Source organism: Xylanibacter ruminicola 23, from assembly GCF_000025925.1.
GTDB lineage: Bacteria > Bacteroidota > Bacteroidia > Bacteroidales > Bacteroidaceae > Prevotella > Prevotella ruminicola.
The window spans coordinates 1,789,844-1,811,017 of sequence record NC_014033.1 but is presented as its reverse complement, the minus strand read 5'-3'; the positions used below and the strand labels follow the sequence as shown (position 1 = coordinate 1,811,017).

The following is a 21,174-nucleotide window of genomic DNA, read 5'->3' as shown; positions in this document are numbered from 1 at the left end:
ATGCACATACTCGAAATCCCTTCATTCTTTACCCCTTACGGAGGCGAGTTCTGTTTGGAGCAGGCTAAAGCTTTAAAGGCTTTAGGACATGAGGTTCGTATTTTAAGTAATGTGCAATTAGGTATCACCATCGGAGGGAAGGACTTTCTGGTCCTTCCCTCTTGTCGTTTTGAGCACGAGCGCGATGGTATTACCATTTATCAGAGCTATCAGCGTGGTTTGCCACGCATGGTACACCACAATGTCATGTGTTGGGTGGATATAGTGTGCTCGATGTTTACCGAGTATGTAGCTAAATACGGCAAACCGGATATTCTGCATGCCCACTGTGCCAAATGGGCTGGCTATGCTGCTATGCAAATCAGAAAGCAGTACGATATCCCGTACGTCATTACCGAGCATTTGCCAAAGGATATATTTAAGTTGGAACTTGGCGAAGCACCAACTACAGCTTGGCAGGTGCCGCTGCTGAAGGAGGCTTATCATGAGGCTGTCCAGGTGATTACCGTGTCGGATGAGCTGGTGGCTGAGTTGGCTGACTATTTTGGACATGATTTTTGCCATGTCACCATCAGCAATGTGGTGGATACCGACTTCTATGCATTCAAGAAACGACAACCCTTGGATGGCCGTCCGTTTGTTTTCTGTTGCCCTGCGGTGTTTAACCATCGCAAAGGCTATGACGTGCTGTTCAAGGCCTTTGCCCTTTTGGCAAAGGTGTGTCCTGAAACAGAATTGCATATCGCTGGACGTGGTACTGATAGTAAGGACTGCCGAAAGCTGATGAGATTCTATGGACTGAAAGGCAACGTGACATGTCATGGCGCATTGGATGCCGAGGGGATGAAACGGCTATACTATCAGTCGGATGCCTTGGTGCTGGCCACTCGCAATGAGTCGCAAGGACTGGTGATAGCCGAGGCGATGAGCACTGGCATACCTGCCATATCAACCCAAGGGGTGCCCAAGAGTATGCAGTTGGATGCTGGTTTTCGCTATGTGCCAGTAGGCGATGCCGAAGCTTTGATGAAGGAGATGCAGAAAGCCGTCGGCCGACCTGTGACAGAAGAGGAAGGGCGACATCTGGCAGAACTGGTGGAAAGGCGTTTCGCGCCAAGTGTTATCGGCGCTCAGATTGCTGAAGTAATGACTGGTACATGGCCTCGTAGCTGAGGGCAATCTGTTTGTAATCGTGATGTTTCTTGACGTAGCTGATGCTGTCGGCCTTTAATTGGTTGATTTTTTGAGGATGGGTTATCAGCCACTCTAACTGGGCGCACACACTTTCATAGGTGGGCTCAACATTGATGATGGGGCGCAGACTGGTTTCATGAATCAGGTCGTATTGTTCGGGTTCGCCACCGCCCACCACGATGATGCCCTTGCTCATGGCCAGCAGCGAGTTCATGGAAGGGGTGTAGCTGTATAGTTGGTCGAGCATCACGTCGCTGCTATTCATAGACTGCTGATAGTCGGCATAGGACAAGTTCTCCACTTTGATGATATCGCAGGAGTCGGGATGCTTGGCGGCTATGTGCTCCAGAGCACTCAGCATGATGTCGGTGCCCTTGTACTGGCTGCGAGCCTTGTCGATGCCGATGAAGAAACGTAGGCGTTTACCATCGAACAGGTGAGTAGGGGTGTCGTTCTCTATCTCTATGGGCAACGGGATATATTCGCTCTTCTCGGGGAAATAATGGGCATAGCAAGCCTGGTATTCGTAGAGGCAGGTGGGGATTCGGTCGGCATCTTCCATCACATAGCGACAGTAGTCGCCCTTGGCCGTGTTTACATATTCGTGAATAAACTGTTGGGCAGCAGCGTCGTTGCGCATCTGGTTGCCAATATAGAAATCGCCATATCTGAAGGTCTTGTGGTGCAAGCCATCGTCCACCCAATACCAGTCGCAACCAAAAGCCCCCACCACCATTTTGCGGTTGTGACGGCGCAGAAAATCGTAGAAGAAATACTCTCTTTCTGCCTTTAAGCCGAAGCAGTCGGGATTGATGAGTTGCACGATGTCATAGCCTGTGAAGCGTGGCAGCAGACTGAGCATCCGGGCCATGTGGCGGATGCCGGAAAAAGGACCATCGCTGCGCCGTATATCGATGTCGCGCGGCAGATCGTGAAACATATTGCCATTGCCCACCAGTGTTACTTGATGGCCTAACTCGCGCAGCCCCTTTGCCAACAGAGTGTGCAGCGTGCTATAATCCTCAAAGAGTAGTATCCTCATCTTTCTCGCTTCATGAGTGGCAGCACCTTGACAAGGGTGGCCAAACCTAATTTACTGTTCGACAGGCGGCGGAACCACTGGTATTTGCTGGTGTAGTTGCGATTGGGTAGGGGGAACAACCCCTCGGCACGCAGCACTTGGATACGTTGCAGCGTGACGGATAGCGAACGGGTTTGGATGATGGTGTTGTAGAGATAGTCCATCGTAAGCTGGGCCACTCTGCGATCCATAGCCAGCTGATCGTTCTTGGGCAAACGGTCGGCCATCTTGTTCAACTCAAAAATCACCTGCAGAGCATCGGTATGTCGTTTCTCTATGTGGGTTGCATCCTGGTTTGTAGTGATAGAGTCGGGGCGCTTATTGTAGCTATAAGCTTTTGCCTGGGTGGGATAAACTACCTCGGCACGTATCAGCAGTTGAGGGGTAAAGAGCTCGTCCTCGTGATAGATGCCTGGTGTAAATCGCAAATCGCTTAAGGTAGCCCGGCGGAACAGGTAGCCCCAGGCTGATCCGTGGATGTTATGGTGACGCATAAAACTGGTACCACTGGTGGCTGGCTCGTCGGCGAAATCAAACAGCACCATGTCGGCATCGGTATGCTTGCGGATGATGTCGAGACAAGCATTGTAGCCCGATGTAATCAGTTGGTCGTCGGCATCCACAAACTGCAGATATTTGCCGGTAGCCATCTGGATACCTGTGTTGCGGGCCACACTCAGTCCCTGATGCTTCTGTCGCAGATAAATCACTTTATCGGCATAACGCTGGAGGGCTGGTAACGGACTGTTCTCGGAACCATCATCGACAATGATAACCTGACGTTCCTGGTCGCTGAGCGATAACGCAAAGATACTGTTGAGGCACTCGCAAAGCAGTTTTACGGGTAACTCGTAATAGGTGATGATAAAACTCACCATCGGTGTTGATTCTTGTTGATTTGCTACCATTATGGCTGCAAAGGTACGAATAAGCGAGCAAAATTCCAAATTAATTTGGATAATCGTAATAATTTGCTTACTTTTGCGTTTGTTTTTAAGGAATTATGAACGAAGAGCGCAACGAGAGTTATAGCCACGTGCTGAAGTACACGGGTGTATTTGGCGGGGTGCAAGGCCTGAATGTGTTGATAGGTCTTGTGCGCAATAAAATCGTGGCCATGCTGCTGGGGCCTGGTGGTATGGGTTTGGTGTCGCTCTTTAATACCACGGTGCAGCTGATATCACAGGCCACTAACTTAGGTATTGCCATGAGTGCGGTGCGCCATATATCGGAATGCTACGATGCCGGCGATACCGAGCATACTGCCCACTATGTAAAAGTGGTGCGTGGCTGGTGCTTACTTACTGCTTTGCTGGGTATGCTGGTATGCGTGGTTTTAGGTCCGTTTTTCAGTAATGCCACCTTCTCGTGGGGCAATCACACCCTGCATTTTGTGTTGTTGGCGCCTGCCATTGGTATGCTGGCTATTACGGGAGGCGAAACGGCTATCCTGAAAGGCGTGCGAAAGCTGGGGGCCTTGGCTTTGGTACAAATTGTAGCTGCCTTGGCGTCGTTGGTTATCGCCATACCTATTTATTATATGTTCGGTCAGGCAGGTATCGTGCCTGTTATTGTGCTGATGGCGTTTGCTACCATGAGTGCCACATTATGGTTCTCGTGGCGCATATTTCCGTTGCAGTTGCGAGGCACGCGAGGCATTCTGGGCGAGGGTATGGAAATGGTTCGTCTGGGTGTGTCATTTACGTTGGCAGGCATTGTGGGTAGCGGGGCCGAGATGTTTGTGCGCTCGTACCTGAATGTGATGGGCGATCTTGAAGTGCTGGGCCTTTATAATGCAGGCTATATGCTTACCATTACCTATGCAGGTATGGTGTTCTCGGCTATGGAAACCGATTATTATCCGCGTCTCTCGGCTGTTAACCATGATGTGGCAGCAACCAATCTTACGGTGAATCGCCAGATGGAGGTGTCGCTGTTGATAGTGGCCCCCATGCTTACAGCCCTCATCGCCTTGTTGCCAATACTTATTCCTTATCTTTTCACCAGCGAGTTTGTGCCCGTAGTGCCTATGGCGCAGGTGGCTGCATTGGCCATGTTTTTCAAGGTGCTCACAATGCCTGTGGCTTACATCACGTTGGCACGAGGCTATTCGATGACCTATCTGATGTTAGAGGCAGCGTATTATGTGGCGTTTGTGCTGCTGATGGTAGTGGGCTATCAGTATTGGGGCTTGCTGGGTACTGGTATTGCCATCACATTGGCGCATGTGTTCGAGTGCCTGATGATTAACGGTTATGCTTATAAAAAATACGGCTACCGTATGTCGGCAGCCGTATATCGATATGCAATCGTATTGCTTTTGTTTGGATTTCTCGCCTATGCCTGCACCATCTTCTTGGATGGCATCGTCTACTGGTTGGTAGAGCTGGTGGCTATCGTGGCGAGTGCTCTTTATGCGCTTCAGAATCTGAAGTCGAGCTCCATGTCGAACAAGTTGTAGTTGTGCTTAGCCAGCGAGCGATCGTTTACGCGTGAATACTCAGCATGCAGCTCGAGATTCTTAGTAAAGCGATAGTTTAAACCGCACTCAACCTGATTAACTGATGTAGCCCATTCCTTCTGATTACGGTAGGTCTGATAACGAGCCTTTGCGTAGAGCTTGCTCTTAACCAGAGGCACGATACCAAATACGTACCAACCATCGGCCTTGTCGCCCTTGCTGTAGTCGATCTCACGTACGTTGTTACCAGGCGACTTAGCACCCCAACCCTGGCTGTGGATATACTCAGCACGGAAGGTGTAATCGTTCAGGTCGTACTCGGCAGACAGGGCATAACGGTTCTTCTTAATACTGATGGTTTTGCCAGTATTAGGATCCAGCATGCCACCACGGCTACCTGTCCATCCGAAGGCACCGATGCGCAAGCCCTTGATAGGCATAATCCATGCACCACCGATGATATCCTTACGGTTGTCCATATCCTTCTGGTTCACACCCTCACCGTTGTAGATACCCAGCTGATAGTGGAACACACGGCGACCATTGGCGTTGGGGAACAGATCACCCGAGAACTGGATACCGATATCACGACCACCTGACGACTTCTCACCTGTACGGTCACCAAAAGCAGAGAGCTTGTTGATTACGTCGGCATAGCTACGCCATCCCTGTGTGATGGGGTGGGTGGGGTTCTCGTAAGTGAAGGCACGCTTGAACTGACCTGCACGAATCTTGAACTCGGGATACTTACGCCACTCAGCATAGAGGTCGACCAACTGAACGGTAGGCTGACCAGGACCGGTAGCGTTGGTGCCCTGAATCTGGGCACGCCAGTCGAAATCACCAATCTTACCATCAAGGATGAAACGGGCCAGACGCAGATTAAATGTATTGCTGTGCGCATTATCCTTGTCCTCGGCCTGATACTGCAGCATGCCGTAGCCGCTGAATTTGATGTTGTTTACCCAGGCGGGTACCTCGATGGTAGCCTTCTGCTGTGTAGCCTCCATAGAGTTGAGAAGTGCTACGTCAGCATCTGATAAGGGCTCCAGATTATCACTTGCTTCAACCAGATTTTCGGCGTTAGCTGTGATTGTCATCGACGCCATAAGCGCCATCATCCAAAATACCTTTTTCATTGTAATATGAGTTTAAAAATTAGTAATGTAGTTGCTCGTCAAAAATGTTTTTAGTTAAACTTGGGGCAAATATATGAAAAATTATTGAAACTCCCAAGTATTTGCCCCAAATTATTTTATCTGCGCTCCAGCAGCACCACGTTTTCTACGTGTGGTGTGTGGGGGAACATATCAACGGGTTGAACAGCTGCCACGCGATAATCTACGTCGAGATCGTGCAAATCGCGAGCCTGAGTGGCAGGGTTGCAACTTACGTAAACAATGCGCTTTGGTGCTGCTCCAAGAATGGTTTTTACCACATCGGGGTGCATACCGGCACGTGGTGGGTCGGTAATGATTACATCCGGATGTCCGTGCTCGGCAATGAATTCTTCTGTCAGAATATCCTTCATATCGCCTGCATAGAACAGGGTGTTGCCAATCTTGTTTACTTCAGAGTTGATCTTGGCATCCTCGATAGCTTCGGGTACATACTCGATACCAATCACCTTGCGTGCCTTCTTGGCTACAAAGTTGGCAATGGTTCCTGTACCTGTGTAAAGGTCGTAAACCAGTTCGTTGCCAGTAAGTCCGGCAAAGTTGCGGGCTACCGAGTACAGGTGGTAGGCCTGCTCGGTGTTGGTCTGGTAGAAACTCTTGGGACCAACCTTAAACTTCAGGTCCTCCATCAACTCGTAGATGTGGTCGATACCCTTGAATACCAATATCTCCTGGTCGCCGATGGTATCGTTGCACTTCTGATTGTCGAGATACATCAGCGAGGTAATCTGTGGGAATTTGTCGGCGATGTGCTGCAGCAGTCCCTTGGCCTGTTCCTCGCTCTGGGCCAGCGCCTCGGCCGATGTGCGGTCGTAGTGGAACTGGAAGATAACCATCCACTCGCCACTGGCGCTGTTGCGGATGATGATATCGCGCAGCAGTCCTACCTGGGCACGCAGGTCGAAGAACGATAAGCCGTTGGCCATTGCATACTCACGGGCCTCGTTGCGAATCTCGTTCTGCAGGTTGTCCATCAGCCAGCACTTCTCGATAGGCAGAATCTTATCGAAAGCACCTGTAATATGGAATCCGATAGCGGGCACATCCTTCAGGCTCTGAGACTCGTCATTAGGCAGTGTCTGAATCTGCTCCTTGGTGAGATAGCGCTTGTTGGCGCATCCGAAATCGAGTTTGTTGCGATACTCCTGAGTGTGAACGCTACCTAGGATAGGCATAAACTCGGGCAGTTCTATCTTGCCAATGCGGTGCAGCTGGTCGTACACCTGCTGCTGCTTAAACTTAAGCTGCTCTTCGTAAGGCAGGTTCTGCCATTTGCAACCACCGCACACACCGAAGTGGGCGCAGAAGGGGGTCGCGCGTACCTTACTTAATTCTATAAATCTAACAACCTCGCCCTCGGCAAAGGAGTGTTTTTTGCGGCGAATCTGTACATCGCACACGTCGCCAGGCACACAGAAAGGCACAAACACCACCAGATCGTTCCAGTGGAACAAACATTTGCCCTCGGCAGCCACAGCTTCAATCACCACGCCCTCAAGGAGCGGTAATGGTTTCTTGTTTCTTGCCATAATCTTTCTTAATTTGGCTGCAAAGGTAGTGCAAATTGAGCGAAAAACCAAATTTATTAATGCCTTAAAGGTCAAAAAAACAAAAATGTAAGGTCGAGTTTGCAATTTTTGCTTTATTTTCTTGTGTATTTGATGGAATTTTAATATCTTTGCAGAATCTAATCAAAAATAATTTATCATCAACAAAAATAAATATTACGTATGAGTCAGAAAAGAGTTTATCTCTTCGGAAATGGAAAGGCCGAAGGAAACGCAAAGATGCGTGAGGAGCTTGGCGGTAAGGGTGCTAACCTTGCTGAAATGAACCACATTGGTGTGCCTGTTCCTCCAGGTTTTACAATCACCACAGATTGTTGTAATGAGTACTATCAGGTTGGTCAGCAGAAGATTATGGAATTGCTGAACGATGACGTGATGGCTGCCGTGAAGCACATTGAAAATTTGATGAACTGTAAGTTCGGCGATGCCCAGAATCCTCTGTTGGTATCTGTTCGTTCTGGTGCCCGTGCCTCAATGCCTGGTATGATGGACACCATCCTGAACCTTGGTTTGAACGACGAGGTGGCCGAGGGTATGGCTAAGAAGACAAATAATCCTCACTTCGTGTACGACTCTTATCGTCGTTTCGTACAGATGTACGGCGATGTTGTACTCGAGATGAAGCCCGTAAATAAAACTGATATCGATCCATTCGAGGAGATTATCGAGAAGGTTAAGAAGGAGAGCGGTGTTGTTCTGGATAAGGACCTCTCTGTTGAGGACCTGAAGAAGCTGGTTCAGCTGTTCAAGGCTGCCATCAAGGAGCGCACTGGTAAGGACTTCCCCAACGATCCTATCGAGCAGCTCTGGGGTGCTATCTGCGCTGTGTTCCGTTCTTGGATGAACGAGCGCGCTATCCTGTATCGTAAGATGGAGGGAATCCCCGACGAGTGGGGTACAGCCGTATCAGTAATGGCCATGGTATTCGGTAACATGGGCGATACATCAGCTACTGGTGTTTGCTTCAGCCGTGATGCTGCTAATGGTGAGAACCTGTTCAACGGTGAGTATCTGGTTAACGCTCAGGGTGAGGACGTTGTTGCCGGTATCCGCACACCACAGCAGATTACCAAGATTGGTTCTCAGCGTTGGGCTGAGCGCGCTGGTATCTCTGAGGAGGAGCGCGTTGCCAAGTATCCTTCAATGGAGGAGGCTATGCCTGAGATCTATGCCGAGCTGAATGGTATCCAGGATAAGCTGGAGCACCACTATCACGATATGCAGGATATGGAGTTCACCGTACAGGAGGGCAAACTCTGGTTCCTCCAGACACGTAACGGTAAGCGTACTGGTGCTGCTATGGTTAAGATTGCTATCGACCTGCTCCACGAGGGTATGATCGACGAGAAGACTGCCATCCAGCGCTGCGAGCCTCAGAAGCTCGACGAGCTGTTGCACCCTGTATTCGATAAGAAGGCTCTCTCTGCTGCTAAGGTTATTGCACAGGGTCTGCCCGCTTCTCCAGGTGCTGCTTGCGGTCAGATTGTATTCCACGCTGACGACGCTAAGGAGTGGCACGAGAATGGCCACAAGGTAGTACTCGTACGTATCGAGACCTCTCCTGAGGACCTGGCTGGTATGGCTGCTGCCGAGGGTATCCTGACCGCTCGTGGTGGTATGACATCTCACGCAGCCGTTGTGGCTCGTGGTATGGGTAAGTGCTGCGTATCGGGTGTTGGTGCTCTGAATGTAAGCTATAAGGATAAGACTGTTGAGATCGACGGTGTAACATATAAGGAGGGCGACTTCATCTCTCTGAACGGTACAACTGGTCAGGTATATGCTGGCGAGGTTCCAACCAAGGCTGCCGAGCTTTCTGGCGACTTCAAGGAGCTGATGGACCTCTGCGACAAGTACACCAAGCTGCAGGTTCGTACCAATGCTGATACTCCACACGATGCACAGGTGGCTCGCGCTTTCGGTGCTAAGGGTATCGGTCTTACACGTACCGAGCACATGTTCTTCGAGGATCAGAAGATTGTTGCTATGCGTGAGATGATTCTGGCCGACAGCGTTGCCGGACGTGAGAAGGCTCTTGCTAAGCTGCTGCCTTATCAGAAGGCCGACTTCAAGGGTATCCTCGAGGCTATGGACGGACTGCCCGTTAACATCCGTCTGCTCGATCCCCCTCTCCACGAGTTCGTTCCCCACGATCTGGCTGGTCAGCAGACCATGGCTAAGGAGATGGGCGTTAGCTTGGAGGAAATCCAGCGCCGTGTTGACTCACTTGCTGAGAACAACCCAATGCTGGGTCACCGTGGTTGCCGTCTGGGTATCACATTCCCTGAGATTACTGCTATGCAGACCAAGGCTATCCTTTCTGCAGCTTGTGAGCTGAAGAAGGAGGGTAAGAACCCAATGCCTGAGATCATGGTTCCTCTGATTGGTACTATCAACGAGCTCAAGCAGCAGAAGGAGGTTATCCAGTATGCCGCTAAGGAGGTATTCGCTGAGTATGGTATCGAGGTTGAGTTCGAGATTGGTACAATGATCGAGATTCCACGTGCTGCCCTCACAGCCGATCTGATTGCTTCAGAGGCTCAGTACTTCTCATTCGGTACTAACGACCTGACTCAGATGACCTTCGGTTACAGCCGCGACGATATCGCATCGTTCCTGCCTGTTTACCTCGATAAGAAGATCCTGAAGGTTGACCCATTCCAGGTACTCGACCAGAAGGGTGTTGGCCGTCTCATCAAGTTTGCCGTTAATGAGGGTCGTGAGGTTCGTCCTGACCTGCGTTGCGGTATCTGTGGTGAGCATGGTGGTGAGCCCAGCTCAGTTAAGTTCTGCGCTAAGATTGGCATGAACTACGCATCTTGTTCTCCATTCCGCGTGCCCATCGCCCGCCTCGCCGCCGCCCAGGCAGCTGTTGAAGAGTAATCCCTTCAATCACTATAAAAAAGAACCCCGTCAAGTTTTACCTTGGCGGGGATTTTTATTACTTTTTCTTTTGAATCTCACTATAGTCAACGAGCAGGTTCCAAATGCCGTCTTCTGATAGAACTCCGCGTTTGAGGTCTGGGGGAAGTTTTCCTGCTTCATCAGCAGCAAAGTCCAATTTCCACAACTCACTACCATAGTATTTGCTGAGTTCGGCAATATCATCTTTGATAGCCTTCTGCGAATCTACAGTCCCATTCTTGATGGCAGCCAAGGCATAATTAAAACGTTGCTCCATCCACTTTATTCGCTCAATTTGTAATAGCTTGCAAATCGGGTCCTCTCTGATAATCTTTGGTGCAGACTTTCCTGCCAGTACAAGCACTTTCTTGCCATTGCGATAAATATGTAGCTGGCGAGAACGGACTACGGCAGTCAGTTCTGAATCATCCTGTATGGCTATCCATAGAGAATGATATTGGCCATCCTTTTCGAATAGCTTGCGTTGCAGGTGCGAGCACATGTTTATCGTATCGATGGTTATCATACTCAATCAAACAGTTTCTTATCGTTGTTATTCTTCAACATCACAATGCATGAATCCCATTTCTTTGGCCTTTTCCTCGTTCATCAGGAAGTAGATGGCCTCGCCCTCGTTGCAGAGTTCACCTTTCGAGTTCGTTATTTCTGCACTGATATAGGCCAGATTACGAACCTGCTTCGTAACCTTTGCCCTGATAGTCAGTTCGGGCTCAGTCGTAGGAACCGCCTTGCGGAACTTTACATTCAGCTGAACGGTATAGCCGCTTGTCTGTAACTTGCGAGTGACTACCCAACCGCACACTTCATCGATCAAAGTACTCAGAATACCACCGTGCATGGTATCTACCCAGCCCTGATAATTGTGCTCAGGATGCCAGGTGCTCACGATATAGTCACCATCTTCGTAGAACTCCATGTGGAGTCCAATAGGATTGTCTGGACTGCAACCGAAACAGTTATACCCCTCATGGTTACGCCAAGGGTTTATTATTTTCTTCATCATAATTTCAAAAAACATATTAATTATCACTGCAAAGGTACTGATTTATAATTGATTATTTGTACATTTGCATCCATCTTTACAATACTTTATGATTTATCAATATGGCAGATAATTGTGAGAAGTGCAAATTGAGGGCAACTCCTAGAGAAATCGGGAGTTGCGCTCTCTTTTTATGCGTCACGATAATCACGATAAATGTGACAAGAATTCTTCCATGATATATTGCTCGATAGATGCTGCTGACATACCAGAGAAGTCGCAGACGGCCTTTCCCTGGTGGATGTAGGTCATCTCGTCGCAGATGTCAGCGATGGCAGCAACAATATGTGAGGAAAGAATGACGCAACGGCCCTGGGCCTTTAGGTCCTTGAGCCACTGTCTTAGGATGATTGTTCCGGCAAGATCGATGCCGTTGAAGGGTTCGTCCATGATGACGATGTCGTTGTCCTGCAGCATCAACGTCAGCAGCATCAGGCGCTTTTTCATGCCTAAGGAGTATCTGCTGGCGTATCTCTGGAGCGGCAGGGCGAACTTCTCATTCAACTGCTCAATCTCGTCTCGGCTGATGGTCTTACCCTTGGCACGCAGACAGAACTCGATGTGTTCCATGCCTGTGACGTAAGAGTAGTAGAAGGGCGTATCGTTCATGTAACCAATCTGCTTGTTCTCGTTGACGACGACTGAACCGTCGTACGACTCGATTCCGGCAATACATCTGAACAGCGTGCTCTTGCCTGCGCCGTTCTCGCCCATGATGCCATACACCTTGCCGCCATCAAACGAGTGGCAGAAGTTGTCGATGACCGTGAGCTCACGATATTTCTTTGTTAAGTTCCTGATTTCAATCATCATTTATATTTCTTGATTACTAAATAGGCATGATAAGCCAGTATGACGGACACGATGACGGAGAGCACTAAGGCCTGTGGCACCAGTGCCGACACGCAGAAAATGACATTCAAGGCCACATACACAAGGGCTGATATGAGGTCGTTACCACTGTTGGTTCCGCCGCTTACGAAGCAAAGCATCTCTACTTGAAACAGCAGAAGACTTGCACCAAGGCAGTAGGATTCGCCTAAAAGCAACTGCGACCAACTGGGGGCAACAAGTAGCAGACATACGATAAAAGGCAGAAAGATGATGCACGCATTTCTCAGGGCAAACAGCAAATTCAGCCGGAGAAACCTCGCAGCACTCTTGTAATGAAACAGATACTCCATATGCCACTCGCGCATCATCAACATGCTGAAGACAGAAACGGCTATCATACTGACACCGATGACCAGATGGCGGTTGCCGATGTAGGCACCAATGGCTCCTGCCGCCATGAGTGGCAAGAGTAGGGGGAGCGTGAGGCGCGCTGCCCGATGATATTCGTAACTGCCGGAGGCCAGACACGGGCATGTGGGCAGGCGCAAGGAGATGCCTCCGCAAGGCAAGAAGCACACGATCACCAATGCCAGTAGAACGATGGCTACAGCCCAAGGTGCGCTACGATAGAGGAAGAAACACAGGAAAGGGGCGGACAGAAGCGTGTATTCTGCGAAGAACAACATCTTCGTACGTCTTTCGCAAAAGATGGAGCAGAGAAACACGCTATCGCTGCGCGTGAGGTGCCAGGCCAATAGCAGGGTTACATCAACCAGCACGCTATAATAGACGGGAGCCGTCCCCAATTCTTTCCATGTTATTACTCCCAATAACATAAGGAGCAACAGGGCGGGAATAGCCGCGAGTTTCAGCTCCCTAATCATCCGCCACAGGCATCTGATTCTAAGTCCCCCATATAGCCTCAATATGTCGTACATGTTATATTCTGCTTATGTCTTTTATTAGTTGTTTATTTGATGGTGCAAAGATAGGTACTCTCAAGAAAAAGATTGGTTAAGCGTATGTTATCATTATGTTATTTTGTGGCAATGAGATTTATCGAAACATCTCCCAAATCTTTTCGATTTGGGAGATGTTTATTGGTGTGGCTTGTGCCTAAGCCTATCTCAAATACGTTTTGAAAAACTCTGCCAGCTTATCCCACGGAATCATGTTCTTGGGTTGACCCTGACCTGCTTTTTCCTCGTAGCCGCCATCATAGAGGTCGCAGTGAGAGGCATCTGGTATGATGAGCAGTTGCTTGTTCTCGGGGTTGGGATTTGGCTCGCCAACAAATTTATAACCTTCAGCTTTGCCATCCACCATATAGTGATAAGCAGCCTCGCCAAAGTAGCGTGAATGGGCATCAGCTCCGTGCATCACAAGAACAGCAGAGCGGATCTCGTTGATGTAGTAGAGGAAGCGGCTGTTGGCGTAGGCCTGTGTACCGATGACGCGCCAGCCGTCGTTAGAGTTGCCGGAGCGGGCATGATATCCGCGCTCGGTCTTGTAATAGTCGTAGTAGTCGTGCACAAAGTTGGGTGCCTGTGGGGGCACGGTATCCAGCACACCTCCAGCCATCGCGTTGGGGTCGGTGAGGCGTTGCTTTGAAAGGTTTTCGCGGTTCCTATGACGCCACTGCTCGTTGTCGAAAGCATCGTTATAGTCGTTGCCACTGACACGAGTCATATCATACATCGTAGAGGCTACGGTAGCCTTGATGCGAGTATCGGTAGCGGCAGCATTCAGTGCGATGCCACCCCAACCGCAGATACCGATAATGCCAATACGCTCGGCATCCACATTGTCCTGCTTCGACAGGAAATCGACCGCAGCCATAAAGTCCTCGGTATTGATGTCGGGCGAAGCCGTGCGGCGCGGTTCACCGCTGCTCTCACCCGTATAGGAAGGGTCGAAAGCCAGCGCCACGAAACCACGCTCTGCCATCTTCATGGCATAGAGTCCACTGCACTGCTCCTTCACGGCGCCGAAAGGCCCAGAGACGGCGATGGCAGGCAACTTTTCACTTTTCACTTTTAACTTTTCACTCGCCGCAGGCGTATAGAGGTCTGCCGCCAGCGTCAGTCCATACTGTGTTTCAAACGTCACCTTGCGGTGGTTCACTTTCTCGCTCAGCGGGAACACCTTATCCCACTCCTGCGTCAATTCTAACTTCTGTTCCATATCGTTATTAATAGTTTGTTTGTTGTTACATGCTACGAGCATTCCGCCCAGCAGCATTGTGATGATTATTGTTCTCATAATATAACTTTTTTACCGTTCTTGATATAGATACCTTTTGAAGGGTTCTCCACTTTCACGCCATTCAGAGAATAATAATCTCCATTTTTCAAACGATTACCATTGACGCTCTTGATGGCGGTCGTACTTGAAGTAAGCGAAAGCGTCACACTGATGTTGTTTTGGCCAGCCTTCAGGAATGTGCGAAGCTCATTTTCTGACAGTCCGTCGATATGTCCTAAACGAGTATAGCTCCAGGAGTTTGACTCGTAGAAGATGCATATGTTGCTGCCGTTATAAAGAACGATGTCTCCGGGTTGGGCTGTCATCTGCTCGTTTTTCGTTGTCAGCGATTTGCCTAAAGAACCCCATATCTCAAAATTGTTGTCGTTGAGAGTCACTGTTATGGGCGCATCCTGCAGAGCAGCAACCAACTCGCGTGTGGCATCATTGTCCACAAGTGTCGCGCTTTGCGTTTGTCCACCGATAGTGATATAAATTTTATTCATAGTAGGTGTTTCTGCTTTCGCTTCGTTGTCTGCAGAACAGCTGCAGAACAGCATGGCGGCTAAAAATAATAAATACTTATGCATCGTTATCTCTGCTTTTTGAATATCAGTTTCATTGTCTTTGGGTCGAGCGGCTTCATCGTGGGCAGTTTCAGGTCTTTCACCATGTGGAGCGTGCCCTGCTTGTACTTCAGAAAGTGAGGGGTCTTCAGATGCAGCTGGTAAGCTTCCTCGGAGGCATAGATTTCGAGGATGCGAATCTGGCATGAGTCTTCGGCACTCTGCATGGGATACAGGCAGATGACACCAGGCTCGCGCTCTATACTCAGGCGATCCACCTCGTTAGCAAAGGCGAGATATTCCTTCATATACTGCGGATAGACCTCAATCTCAGCAATGCGGACAATCATGTTTGCAGTGGCGATGGCTGCTGATGGCTTTTCTCCTAGGTGTGAGTGCACATCCATCACACCCTGAGCAATTGCTGTTGTAGCTAAAGTCATTGAGATAATCGTTATCTTCAATCTCTTCATTTCAGATTCTCTTTAAAGAAATTACTTTCATATTATTGTTGACTATTGGCCTTGATGAGATCAGCTAAGCTGACATTCGGATTACGATATCGTGCATTCCTGTTTGCCTCTTCGGGTTCAGGAGGCGTGGGAATGATTGAAATTGCTTTCTTCGGGCAGTTGTGAACACATGCCAGACAATTTTCGCATACCCCATTGGCAACCGAATGACCATCAATCACTTTCCAGGAGCCATGCGGACAAACCGAAGTACAAACTCCACATCCGATGCAGTCATCCGTGGCAAAGACAATCTTCTCCGATCTTGTCATAGTCGGGCGCTGGCGGTCGCGTCCCGACATGCGGTAATATCCGTCACATATCATCCTGTCCTGCTCTGTAACCTCCTGAATATAGTTTTCGCGATTGTTGATAGAAGCAAGAACTGTGGCAACTCTTTCGGGAATACGCTGAAGCTTGGGGTCGGCCAATTCCCTTTCCATGTCGAAATACGGCAGGTAAGTATCGACCATCTGGATGGTAGAGATATAATTCATCTGAAAACCGTGCTTCTTGGCAAGGTCATCAACGAACTCTGGGAATATCGTGCTATGGGCTCCATAAGTGCCCACTGTAAAGAAATAATCGGCCTTGAAAGATGAACGAGCAATGAAATCCTGGACAATGGCAGGAGGAATGAAACAGTAGACGGGACACACGAATCCTATTTCTTCTGCCTCATAATCAGGATGCTCGTTGTGAATTTCCTGTGAGATGCTCAGCAAGGTCGCTTCATCTCCGCCCAACTGCCTGGCTATATAAAGGCTATTGCCGGTTGCAGAGAAATAGAAGATCAGACGTTTGGTCTTCTTCTCATTTTCCTTTGGGGACTCTCCAAACGACGGAAGCGTCGGAACGCAGGCTGCAAACATTCCAAGGCCCATGACCTTGAGTGCTTTTCTTCGACTGATAGGTTTGTTGATGTTCATAGGATAACTGTTCTAAGTTTCTGGGTGCAAAGGTACACATTATATATTATATAGCTATTACACAAATTGGCTGATTATATACCAATTTCGCAGAAAGTGCTAAAAAACCATTAAATTTCTACCATTATTAGATTATTTTGTGTATCTTTGTTCCCGATATGAGGAATATTTTGAAGGTTGATTGTCCTAACGACTATGCTCGTTTTGTGGATGCTCCGGTGTTGCACCCATTAATTAGCATCATCCATTACGACGAGCTGGCGCCCTTCCGTCATAGCCTGAACAACTATGGCGTGTATGGTCTGTTCATCCAGCGACAGTTTCCCAATACGCTCTCTTACGGTATGAAGACGCTGCAGGTAAGCGATGCCTCCATTATAGCTGTAGAACCAGGACAGATAGGCGGATTGGAAGACAATGGCGAGCGTATCTCGTTGTGTGGTTGGGTATTGCTGTGGTCGCCTGAACTGTTGCACGGCACTGAACTGGAACGCCAGATAGACCGCTATCAGTTCTTCTCGTATTTCTTTGATGGTTCGCTGCGCATGGAGCCCGACGAATGGCTCAGCATCACGCAGTTGGTGGCACAGATGCGACAAGAGTTGCAGACGCACGAGGATTCACCTTCACTCCGAAGCGTGCTGCTGGCTTATCTGCGCCTGATACTGGAATACTGTAATCGTATCTATCAGCGCCAGCTTTTCGAAGAGGACAGGGGAGAGGCTGACCTGCTGAAGCGCTTTCACAACTTGCTTCAAACCTATTTTCGTGAGAACCGTCAGCTGATGCAGGGTTTGCCTACCGTCGCTTGGTGCGCTTCCGAACTGGCCTATTCGCCTCGTTATTTTGGCGATATTGTCCACAAGGCCACTGGTGGCACGGCTATCGGTTACATACATAATTATATAATCAATCAGGCGAAAAGTCTGTTGATGCAGGGTCACAACATCAGCGAGACCTCCCGCCTGCTCGGATTCGATTTCCCCCACCATTTTACTCGTCTCTTCAAGCGCATCACGGGGCTTACTCCCAGCGAGTTCTTAGGGAAAAATCAACTGTAGTTTTTATACTCTCCAGGTGTCATCCCCGTGAGACGGCGGCCAGATCTTTAGTCCAAGTCATTTTGATGTGAGGAATGCCGTCGAGCATGAAGGTGTCGGACGACTGCTCGAATCCTACGTTTTCGTAGAATCCCTTGGCATATTCCTGTGCCTCTATGTCGATAAGTGTTGCGCCGAAATGGTTTTCAGCTGCTTCGATGGCATGAAGCATGATTTGTTTGCCATACCCTTTGCCTCGCTCGGTGGTGATCACTCTGCCAATAGATATCTCCTTCATGTGAGTACCGGCGGGGCATACACGAGCCAAAGCTACAATCTTGTCGGCTACTGTCAGCCACAAGTGAATGGATTTCTGGTCATCTCCGTCCATATCTTGATAAACGCAGTTCTGTTCAACCACGAATACTTCGCTACGCACTCTAAGTAATTCGTACAGCTCATTCGTGGTCAGCTCCTGAAACGTTTTCTTATTGCAGTATCGGTTCTAATTGTACCATTTCCTTATCTTAAAGTATCGTAAACTTGGGTGCAAAAGTACGAAAAAACGTGGAGAAAAATGTATCTTTGCAATGAAATCAGTATGTTTTGTGAAATAAAGAGTTAAGTTATGACACCACAAAAGCAAAGAAATGAGCTCCTGGCTCAGACGATTATCAAGAATCTGAAACGTCGCCACATAGAGGGTTTCTATTGTGCGACGGCAGAAGAGGCCGTGAAGAAAGTTTCGGACCTTATCGCCGACGGCAGCAGTGTGACTTGGGGCGGTACGATGACCGTACGCGACCTGGGTATCCCGCAATATCTGAAAGATCGTGGCACACTGGAGGTTCTGGATCGCGACCTGGCAGAAACGCCTGAAGAGAAACAATCCGTTTATCTCAAGGCTTTTTCGGCCGATGTTTACCTGTCGAGTGCCAACGCTATCTCGGAAGACGGTGTTATCGTGAATATCGATGGCAACGGAAACCGTGTGGCTGCCATCACCTGGGGACCTAAGAAGGTAATCTTCGTTATCGGTCTGAATAAAGTGGCTCAGAATGTAGAGGCTGCCCTCGCAAGGGCGCGTAGCACGGCATCGCCCATCAATGCGGCCCGTTTCGATATTCATACGCCTTGCCATACGGATGGCGTGTGCCATAACTGCAACTCGCCGGAGTGTATCTGCAGCTACGTTCATTTTCTCCGTAACTCACCCCAAGGCCGCCATGTAGTAGTATTGGTAGGCGAAACCCTCGGGTATTAATTATGGCTTGGAAACTGAAATATCGCTGTAAGCAATGCGGCTACGAGGCCGAGGTGTACGAGGGGCGCGGACTCTTCCGTCAGGAAATCACGGCCGTATCATGCCCCGACTGCCACACCATCCAGAACCTGGTGGTGGGTGGCATCATAGCCGATGTGGCTCCGTCGTACCGCAGTGAGGTGGGGCGCCTGTGCCTGCAATGCGGCAGTGATAAAATCAGGGTGTGGGATAAGCACACCTGCCCCAAGTGTAATGGTGAAATGGAACCGACTGGCGAAAAAGAGTTCTGGACGTAGTCGGTTCCATTTTATTATCTTTTCAACATATAATAAGTATGTATGATAGCAGCTTTCGGTGCATATATCATCATTCTGGGGCCTGTCCAGCGCATCACCTTACGTATGGCTTCGCGCTCCTGTGGGGCATAGCAGTGTATCGGGCATCGCTTGCAAACCGTTTTCTTCTCGCCAAATCGGCAGTGGTCCAGTCGTTGGCACGCATAGTCGGCCAGATGCTGGTATTCTTCTGTCATTGTTTCCTGATGCAGATGATGGCGACAATAAAGTTCAATCATCTTTCTTACGGTCTGCTTTTCTCTTTCAATTTTACTCATGTTTGTAGTTTTCTTCTAAGTCTAATTCACAATTCTTATTAAAATGGACTGCAAAGATACATTATTCTAATGTAATTTTACTACTTTTGCACCAAAGATTAACAAAAGTTTAGTTGTAATGATCGAAGTAGGATTAAAACATACAAGCACTTTGGTGGTAACCGATGATGTTACCGCCGTTAAGATTGGTTCGGGCGATATGGCTGTGCTGGCCACGCCCGCTATGATGGCGTTGATGGAGAATGCGGCCATGCTGGCTGTGGCCGATGCCCTGCCCGAGGGTAGTACCACCGTTGGCGGCCATATCGCCTCGTCGCACCTCAAACCCTCTAAGGTGGGCGACACAGTTACCGCTACTGCCGAAGTGGTGAAGGTGGATGGCAAGAAGATCGAGTTCAAGGTTTCGGCCTATCAGGGCGATGTGCTGATAGGCGAGGGTAGTCATCTGCGATTCGTGGTGGATCGCGAGCGTTTTATGTCGAAACTTGGTTAAGTGATTACAAATCATACTGATATGAATAATACCGATTTAAAGTGGGTGGCCTGTTGGGGTAATGCCACCTCGATTACCGACCGTCGCGAGGCCGTATATGCCAAGAATCTCACCTTGCGTTACCCTGTACGCATGCCGTTTGCAGGTAGCGCCTTGCGTTTCCGTTTCTCCAATCTCACAGGCACCGAACCCGTAACCCTTTCGAAGGTGTTTGTAGGTCACACCCCCATTACCTTTGGCGGTGCCATCAGCGTTACGCTGCAGCCTGGTAACGAGGTTGAGAGCGATGCCATCAGCTACGCCGTTCATCGTGGCGATACCGTGGATGTAAGCATGTATCTGGCCGATTTCACCCAGATGAATAGCGGCACCCTCATCACCGGTCCGCTGTCGAAAGGCTTCTATGCCTATGGCGATTTTGCCGAGGCCGACGAGCTGCCTCTCGACCTTACCCGCCATACCAACTGGTTCTATTTCCTCAACACCATCGATGTACTTACATCGCCCGATAACCACGCTGTAGTGTGCTATGGCGACTCTATCACCGCCCAGTCGTGGCCCGATTATCTGGCACAGCTCGCCTTTGGCACCAACGTGTCCATCATCCGCCGCGCCGTTAGCGGTACCCGCATTCTGCGCCAGTACGATTGTATTACCTATCAGGCTTATGGCTTAAAAGGCGCCACCCGTTTCCCCATCGAGATGCGTGTGGCCGGTGCCACCGATGTGATTATCCAGCACGGCATCAACGATATCATCCACCCCGTGGGCGAGGATGTGAATCCCTTCCGCCCCTGGAGCGACCTGCCTACTGTCGAGGAGATGCAGCGCGGCGTAGAGGATATCTACGTAAAGCCCGCCAAGGCCATGGGCCTCAAGGTGTGGAGTGGTACCCTGCTGCCCATCTATGGCTGGCGTACCTATAACGAGAAGCGCGACGCCATGCGCAGCGAGTTTAACGAGTGGCTGCGCACCTCGCCTGTGTTCGATGGCTGTATCGATTTCGATGCCGCCGTGCGCTGTGCCACTAACCCCAAGGCCTTTGCCGACGGTTTTGATAGTGGCGACCATCTGCACCCCAGCGAGCGCGCCTACGAGGCCATGGCCCAGGCCGCAGCCCACAAGCTCATCCGCCACATCCCATCCACCTACGATCACGAAGAGCAGTACTGATAAATTCAAAAAACTTGCAAAATGTTTGTTATATTAAACATTTTTGTTTATATTTGC

General features: G+C 49.4%; 22 protein-coding genes and 1 pseudogene. 8 read left to right on the top strand and 15 right to left on the bottom strand.

The features are described from left to right. The gene (locus PRU_RS07855; protein WP_013064959.1) at window positions 1-1,173 is read left to right on the top strand and encodes a glycosyltransferase; all 1,173 of its coding nucleotides are present in this window, start codon (window positions 1-3) and stop codon (window positions 1,171-1,173) included. Here PRU_RS07855 and PRU_RS07850 read toward each other — a convergent pair. Together PRU_RS07850 and PRU_RS07845 are read right to left on the bottom strand one after the other, a co-directional pair. Next, the gene (locus PRU_RS07850; protein WP_013063581.1) at window positions 1,121-2,236 is read right to left on the bottom strand and encodes a glycosyltransferase family protein; all 1,116 of its coding nucleotides are present in this window, start codon (window positions 2,234-2,236) and stop codon (window positions 1,121-1,123) included. The two genes, PRU_RS07855 and PRU_RS07850, sit on opposite strands and share 53 nt — an antisense overlap. Continuing rightward, complete coding sequence (locus PRU_RS07845) at window positions 2,233-3,183, bottom strand: glycosyltransferase family 2 protein (protein ID WP_041385945.1); 951 nt, start codon at window positions 3,181-3,183, stop codon at window positions 2,233-2,235. The genes PRU_RS07850 and PRU_RS07845 overlap by 4 nt, the downstream gene beginning before the upstream one ends. A gap of 95 nt (window positions 3,184-3,278) precedes the next feature. On the opposite strand from PRU_RS07845, the gene PRU_RS07840 reads away from it, so the two are divergent. After that, complete coding sequence (locus PRU_RS07840; protein WP_013064342.1) at window positions 3,279-4,736, top strand: oligosaccharide flippase family protein; 1,458 nt, start codon at window positions 3,279-3,281, stop codon at window positions 4,734-4,736. Here PRU_RS07840 and PRU_RS07835 read toward each other — a convergent pair. Together PRU_RS07835 and rlmD are read right to left on the bottom strand one after the other, a co-directional pair. After that, on the bottom strand, window positions 4,697-5,875 hold the full coding sequence (locus PRU_RS07835) for a porin (protein WP_013063537.1): 1,179 nt from the start codon (window positions 5,873-5,875) through the stop codon (window positions 4,697-4,699). The two genes, PRU_RS07840 and PRU_RS07835, sit on opposite strands and share 40 nt — an antisense overlap. A 116-nt stretch (window positions 5,876-5,991) precedes the next feature. Continuing rightward, window positions 5,992-7,443 carry a 23S rRNA (uracil(1939)-C(5))-methyltransferase RlmD gene (gene rlmD / locus PRU_RS07830; protein WP_013064746.1) on the bottom strand — a complete coding sequence of 484 codons (1,452 nt, stop codon included), beginning with the start codon at window positions 7,441-7,443 and terminating at the stop codon, window positions 5,992-5,994. 201 nt (window positions 7,444-7,644) lie between these two features. On the opposite strand from rlmD, the gene ppdK reads away from it, so the two are divergent. Continuing rightward, window positions 7,645-10,365 carry a pyruvate, phosphate dikinase gene (gene ppdK / locus PRU_RS07825; protein ID WP_013063640.1) on the top strand — a complete coding sequence of 907 codons (2,721 nt, stop codon included), beginning with the start codon at window positions 7,645-7,647 and terminating at the stop codon, window positions 10,363-10,365. 58 nt (window positions 10,366-10,423) lie between these two features. Here ppdK and PRU_RS16295 read toward each other — a convergent pair whose 3' ends face one another. From PRU_RS16295 to PRU_RS07785, 9 genes and pseudogenes are all read right to left on the bottom strand, one after another. Then, complete coding sequence (locus PRU_RS16295) at window positions 10,424-10,663, bottom strand: DUF4298 domain-containing protein (RefSeq protein WP_224083082.1); 240 nt, start codon at window positions 10,661-10,663, stop codon at window positions 10,424-10,426. A 21-nt stretch (window positions 10,664-10,684) separates the two neighbouring features. Then, a pseudogene (locus PRU_RS16290) lies at window positions 10,685-10,909 on the bottom strand (hypothetical protein); the annotation flags it as partial. Between the two features lie 30 nt (window positions 10,910-10,939). After that, window positions 10,940-11,407 carry a PaaI family thioesterase gene (locus tag PRU_RS07815; RefSeq protein WP_041386730.1) on the bottom strand — a complete coding sequence of 156 codons (468 nt, stop codon included), beginning with the start codon at window positions 11,405-11,407 and terminating at the stop codon, window positions 10,940-10,942. 189 nt (window positions 11,408-11,596) lie between these two features. Further along, on the bottom strand, window positions 11,597-12,262 hold the full coding sequence (locus PRU_RS07810; protein ID WP_013064636.1) for an ABC transporter ATP-binding protein: 666 nt from the start codon (window positions 12,260-12,262) through the stop codon (window positions 11,597-11,599). Beyond that, complete coding sequence (locus PRU_RS15850) at window positions 12,259-12,741, bottom strand: hypothetical protein (RefSeq protein WP_143040043.1); 483 nt, start codon at window positions 12,739-12,741, stop codon at window positions 12,259-12,261. The genes PRU_RS07810 and PRU_RS15850 overlap by 4 nt, the downstream gene beginning before the upstream one ends. 664 nt (window positions 12,742-13,405) lie before the next feature. Next, on the bottom strand, window positions 13,406-14,545 hold the full coding sequence (locus PRU_RS07800) for an alpha/beta hydrolase (RefSeq protein WP_218140767.1): 1,140 nt from the start codon (window positions 14,543-14,545) through the stop codon (window positions 13,406-13,408). Continuing rightward, window positions 14,542-15,117 carry a cyclophilin-like fold protein gene (locus tag PRU_RS15315; RefSeq protein ID WP_049769112.1) on the bottom strand — a complete coding sequence of 192 codons (576 nt, stop codon included), beginning with the start codon at window positions 15,115-15,117 and terminating at the stop codon, window positions 14,542-14,544. Before PRU_RS15315 ends, PRU_RS07800 begins: the two co-directional genes overlap by 4 nt. 2 nt (window positions 15,118-15,119) lie before the next feature. Then, complete coding sequence (locus tag PRU_RS07790; RefSeq protein ID WP_224083038.1) at window positions 15,120-15,566, bottom strand: putative quinol monooxygenase; 447 nt, start codon at window positions 15,564-15,566, stop codon at window positions 15,120-15,122. Between the two features lie 32 nt (window positions 15,567-15,598). After that, a complete protein-coding gene (locus tag PRU_RS07785) occupies window positions 15,599-16,534 on the bottom strand; it encodes an EFR1 family ferrodoxin (protein ID WP_049769111.1) in 936 nt (311 codons plus the stop codon). Window positions 16,535-16,692: 158 nt separating this feature from the next. On the opposite strand from PRU_RS07785, the gene PRU_RS07780 reads away from it, so the two are divergent. Continuing rightward, window positions 16,693-17,595: a helix-turn-helix transcriptional regulator gene (locus tag PRU_RS07780; RefSeq protein WP_013064225.1), complete on the top strand. Its 903-nt coding sequence runs from the start codon at window positions 16,693-16,695 to the stop codon at window positions 17,593-17,595. Window positions 17,596-17,614: 19 nt separating this feature from the next. On the opposite strand, the gene PRU_RS07775 is transcribed toward PRU_RS07780, so the two are convergent. Further along, on the bottom strand, window positions 17,615-18,013 hold the full coding sequence (locus PRU_RS07775; RefSeq protein WP_013063177.1) for a GNAT family N-acetyltransferase: 399 nt from the start codon (window positions 18,011-18,013) through the stop codon (window positions 17,615-17,617). Between the two features lie 189 nt (window positions 18,014-18,202). Between PRU_RS07775 and PRU_RS07770 the strand changes: the two genes are divergently transcribed. Next, window positions 18,203-18,838, top strand: coding sequence for a lactate utilization protein (locus PRU_RS07770; protein ID WP_013064110.1), 636 nt, complete (start codon window positions 18,203-18,205; stop codon window positions 18,836-18,838). A gap of 2 nt (window positions 18,839-18,840) precedes the next feature. After that, a complete protein-coding gene (locus PRU_RS07765; protein ID WP_013065437.1) occupies window positions 18,841-19,134 on the top strand; it encodes a hypothetical protein in 294 nt (97 codons plus the stop codon). A gap of 14 nt (window positions 19,135-19,148) precedes the next feature. Here the strand turns inward: PRU_RS07765 and PRU_RS07760 are convergent, their stop codons facing one another. Next, a complete protein-coding gene (locus PRU_RS07760) occupies window positions 19,149-19,451 on the bottom strand; it encodes a nitrous oxide-stimulated promoter family protein (RefSeq protein ID WP_013063220.1) in 303 nt (100 codons plus the stop codon). A gap of 118 nt (window positions 19,452-19,569) precedes the next feature. Between PRU_RS07760 and PRU_RS07755 the strand changes: the two genes are divergently transcribed. Together PRU_RS07755 and PRU_RS07750 are read left to right on the top strand one after the other, a co-directional pair. Further along, window positions 19,570-19,944 (top strand): thioesterase family protein, encoded by a 375-nt coding sequence (locus tag PRU_RS07755; RefSeq protein WP_013063810.1) that lies wholly within the window; start codon window positions 19,570-19,572, stop codon window positions 19,942-19,944. 21 nt (window positions 19,945-19,965) lie between these two features. Beyond that, window positions 19,966-21,117: a GDSL-type esterase/lipase family protein gene (locus PRU_RS07750; RefSeq protein WP_013064498.1), complete on the top strand. Its 1,152-nt coding sequence runs from the start codon at window positions 19,966-19,968 to the stop codon at window positions 21,115-21,117. Window positions 21,118-21,174: the final 57 nt, after the last annotated feature.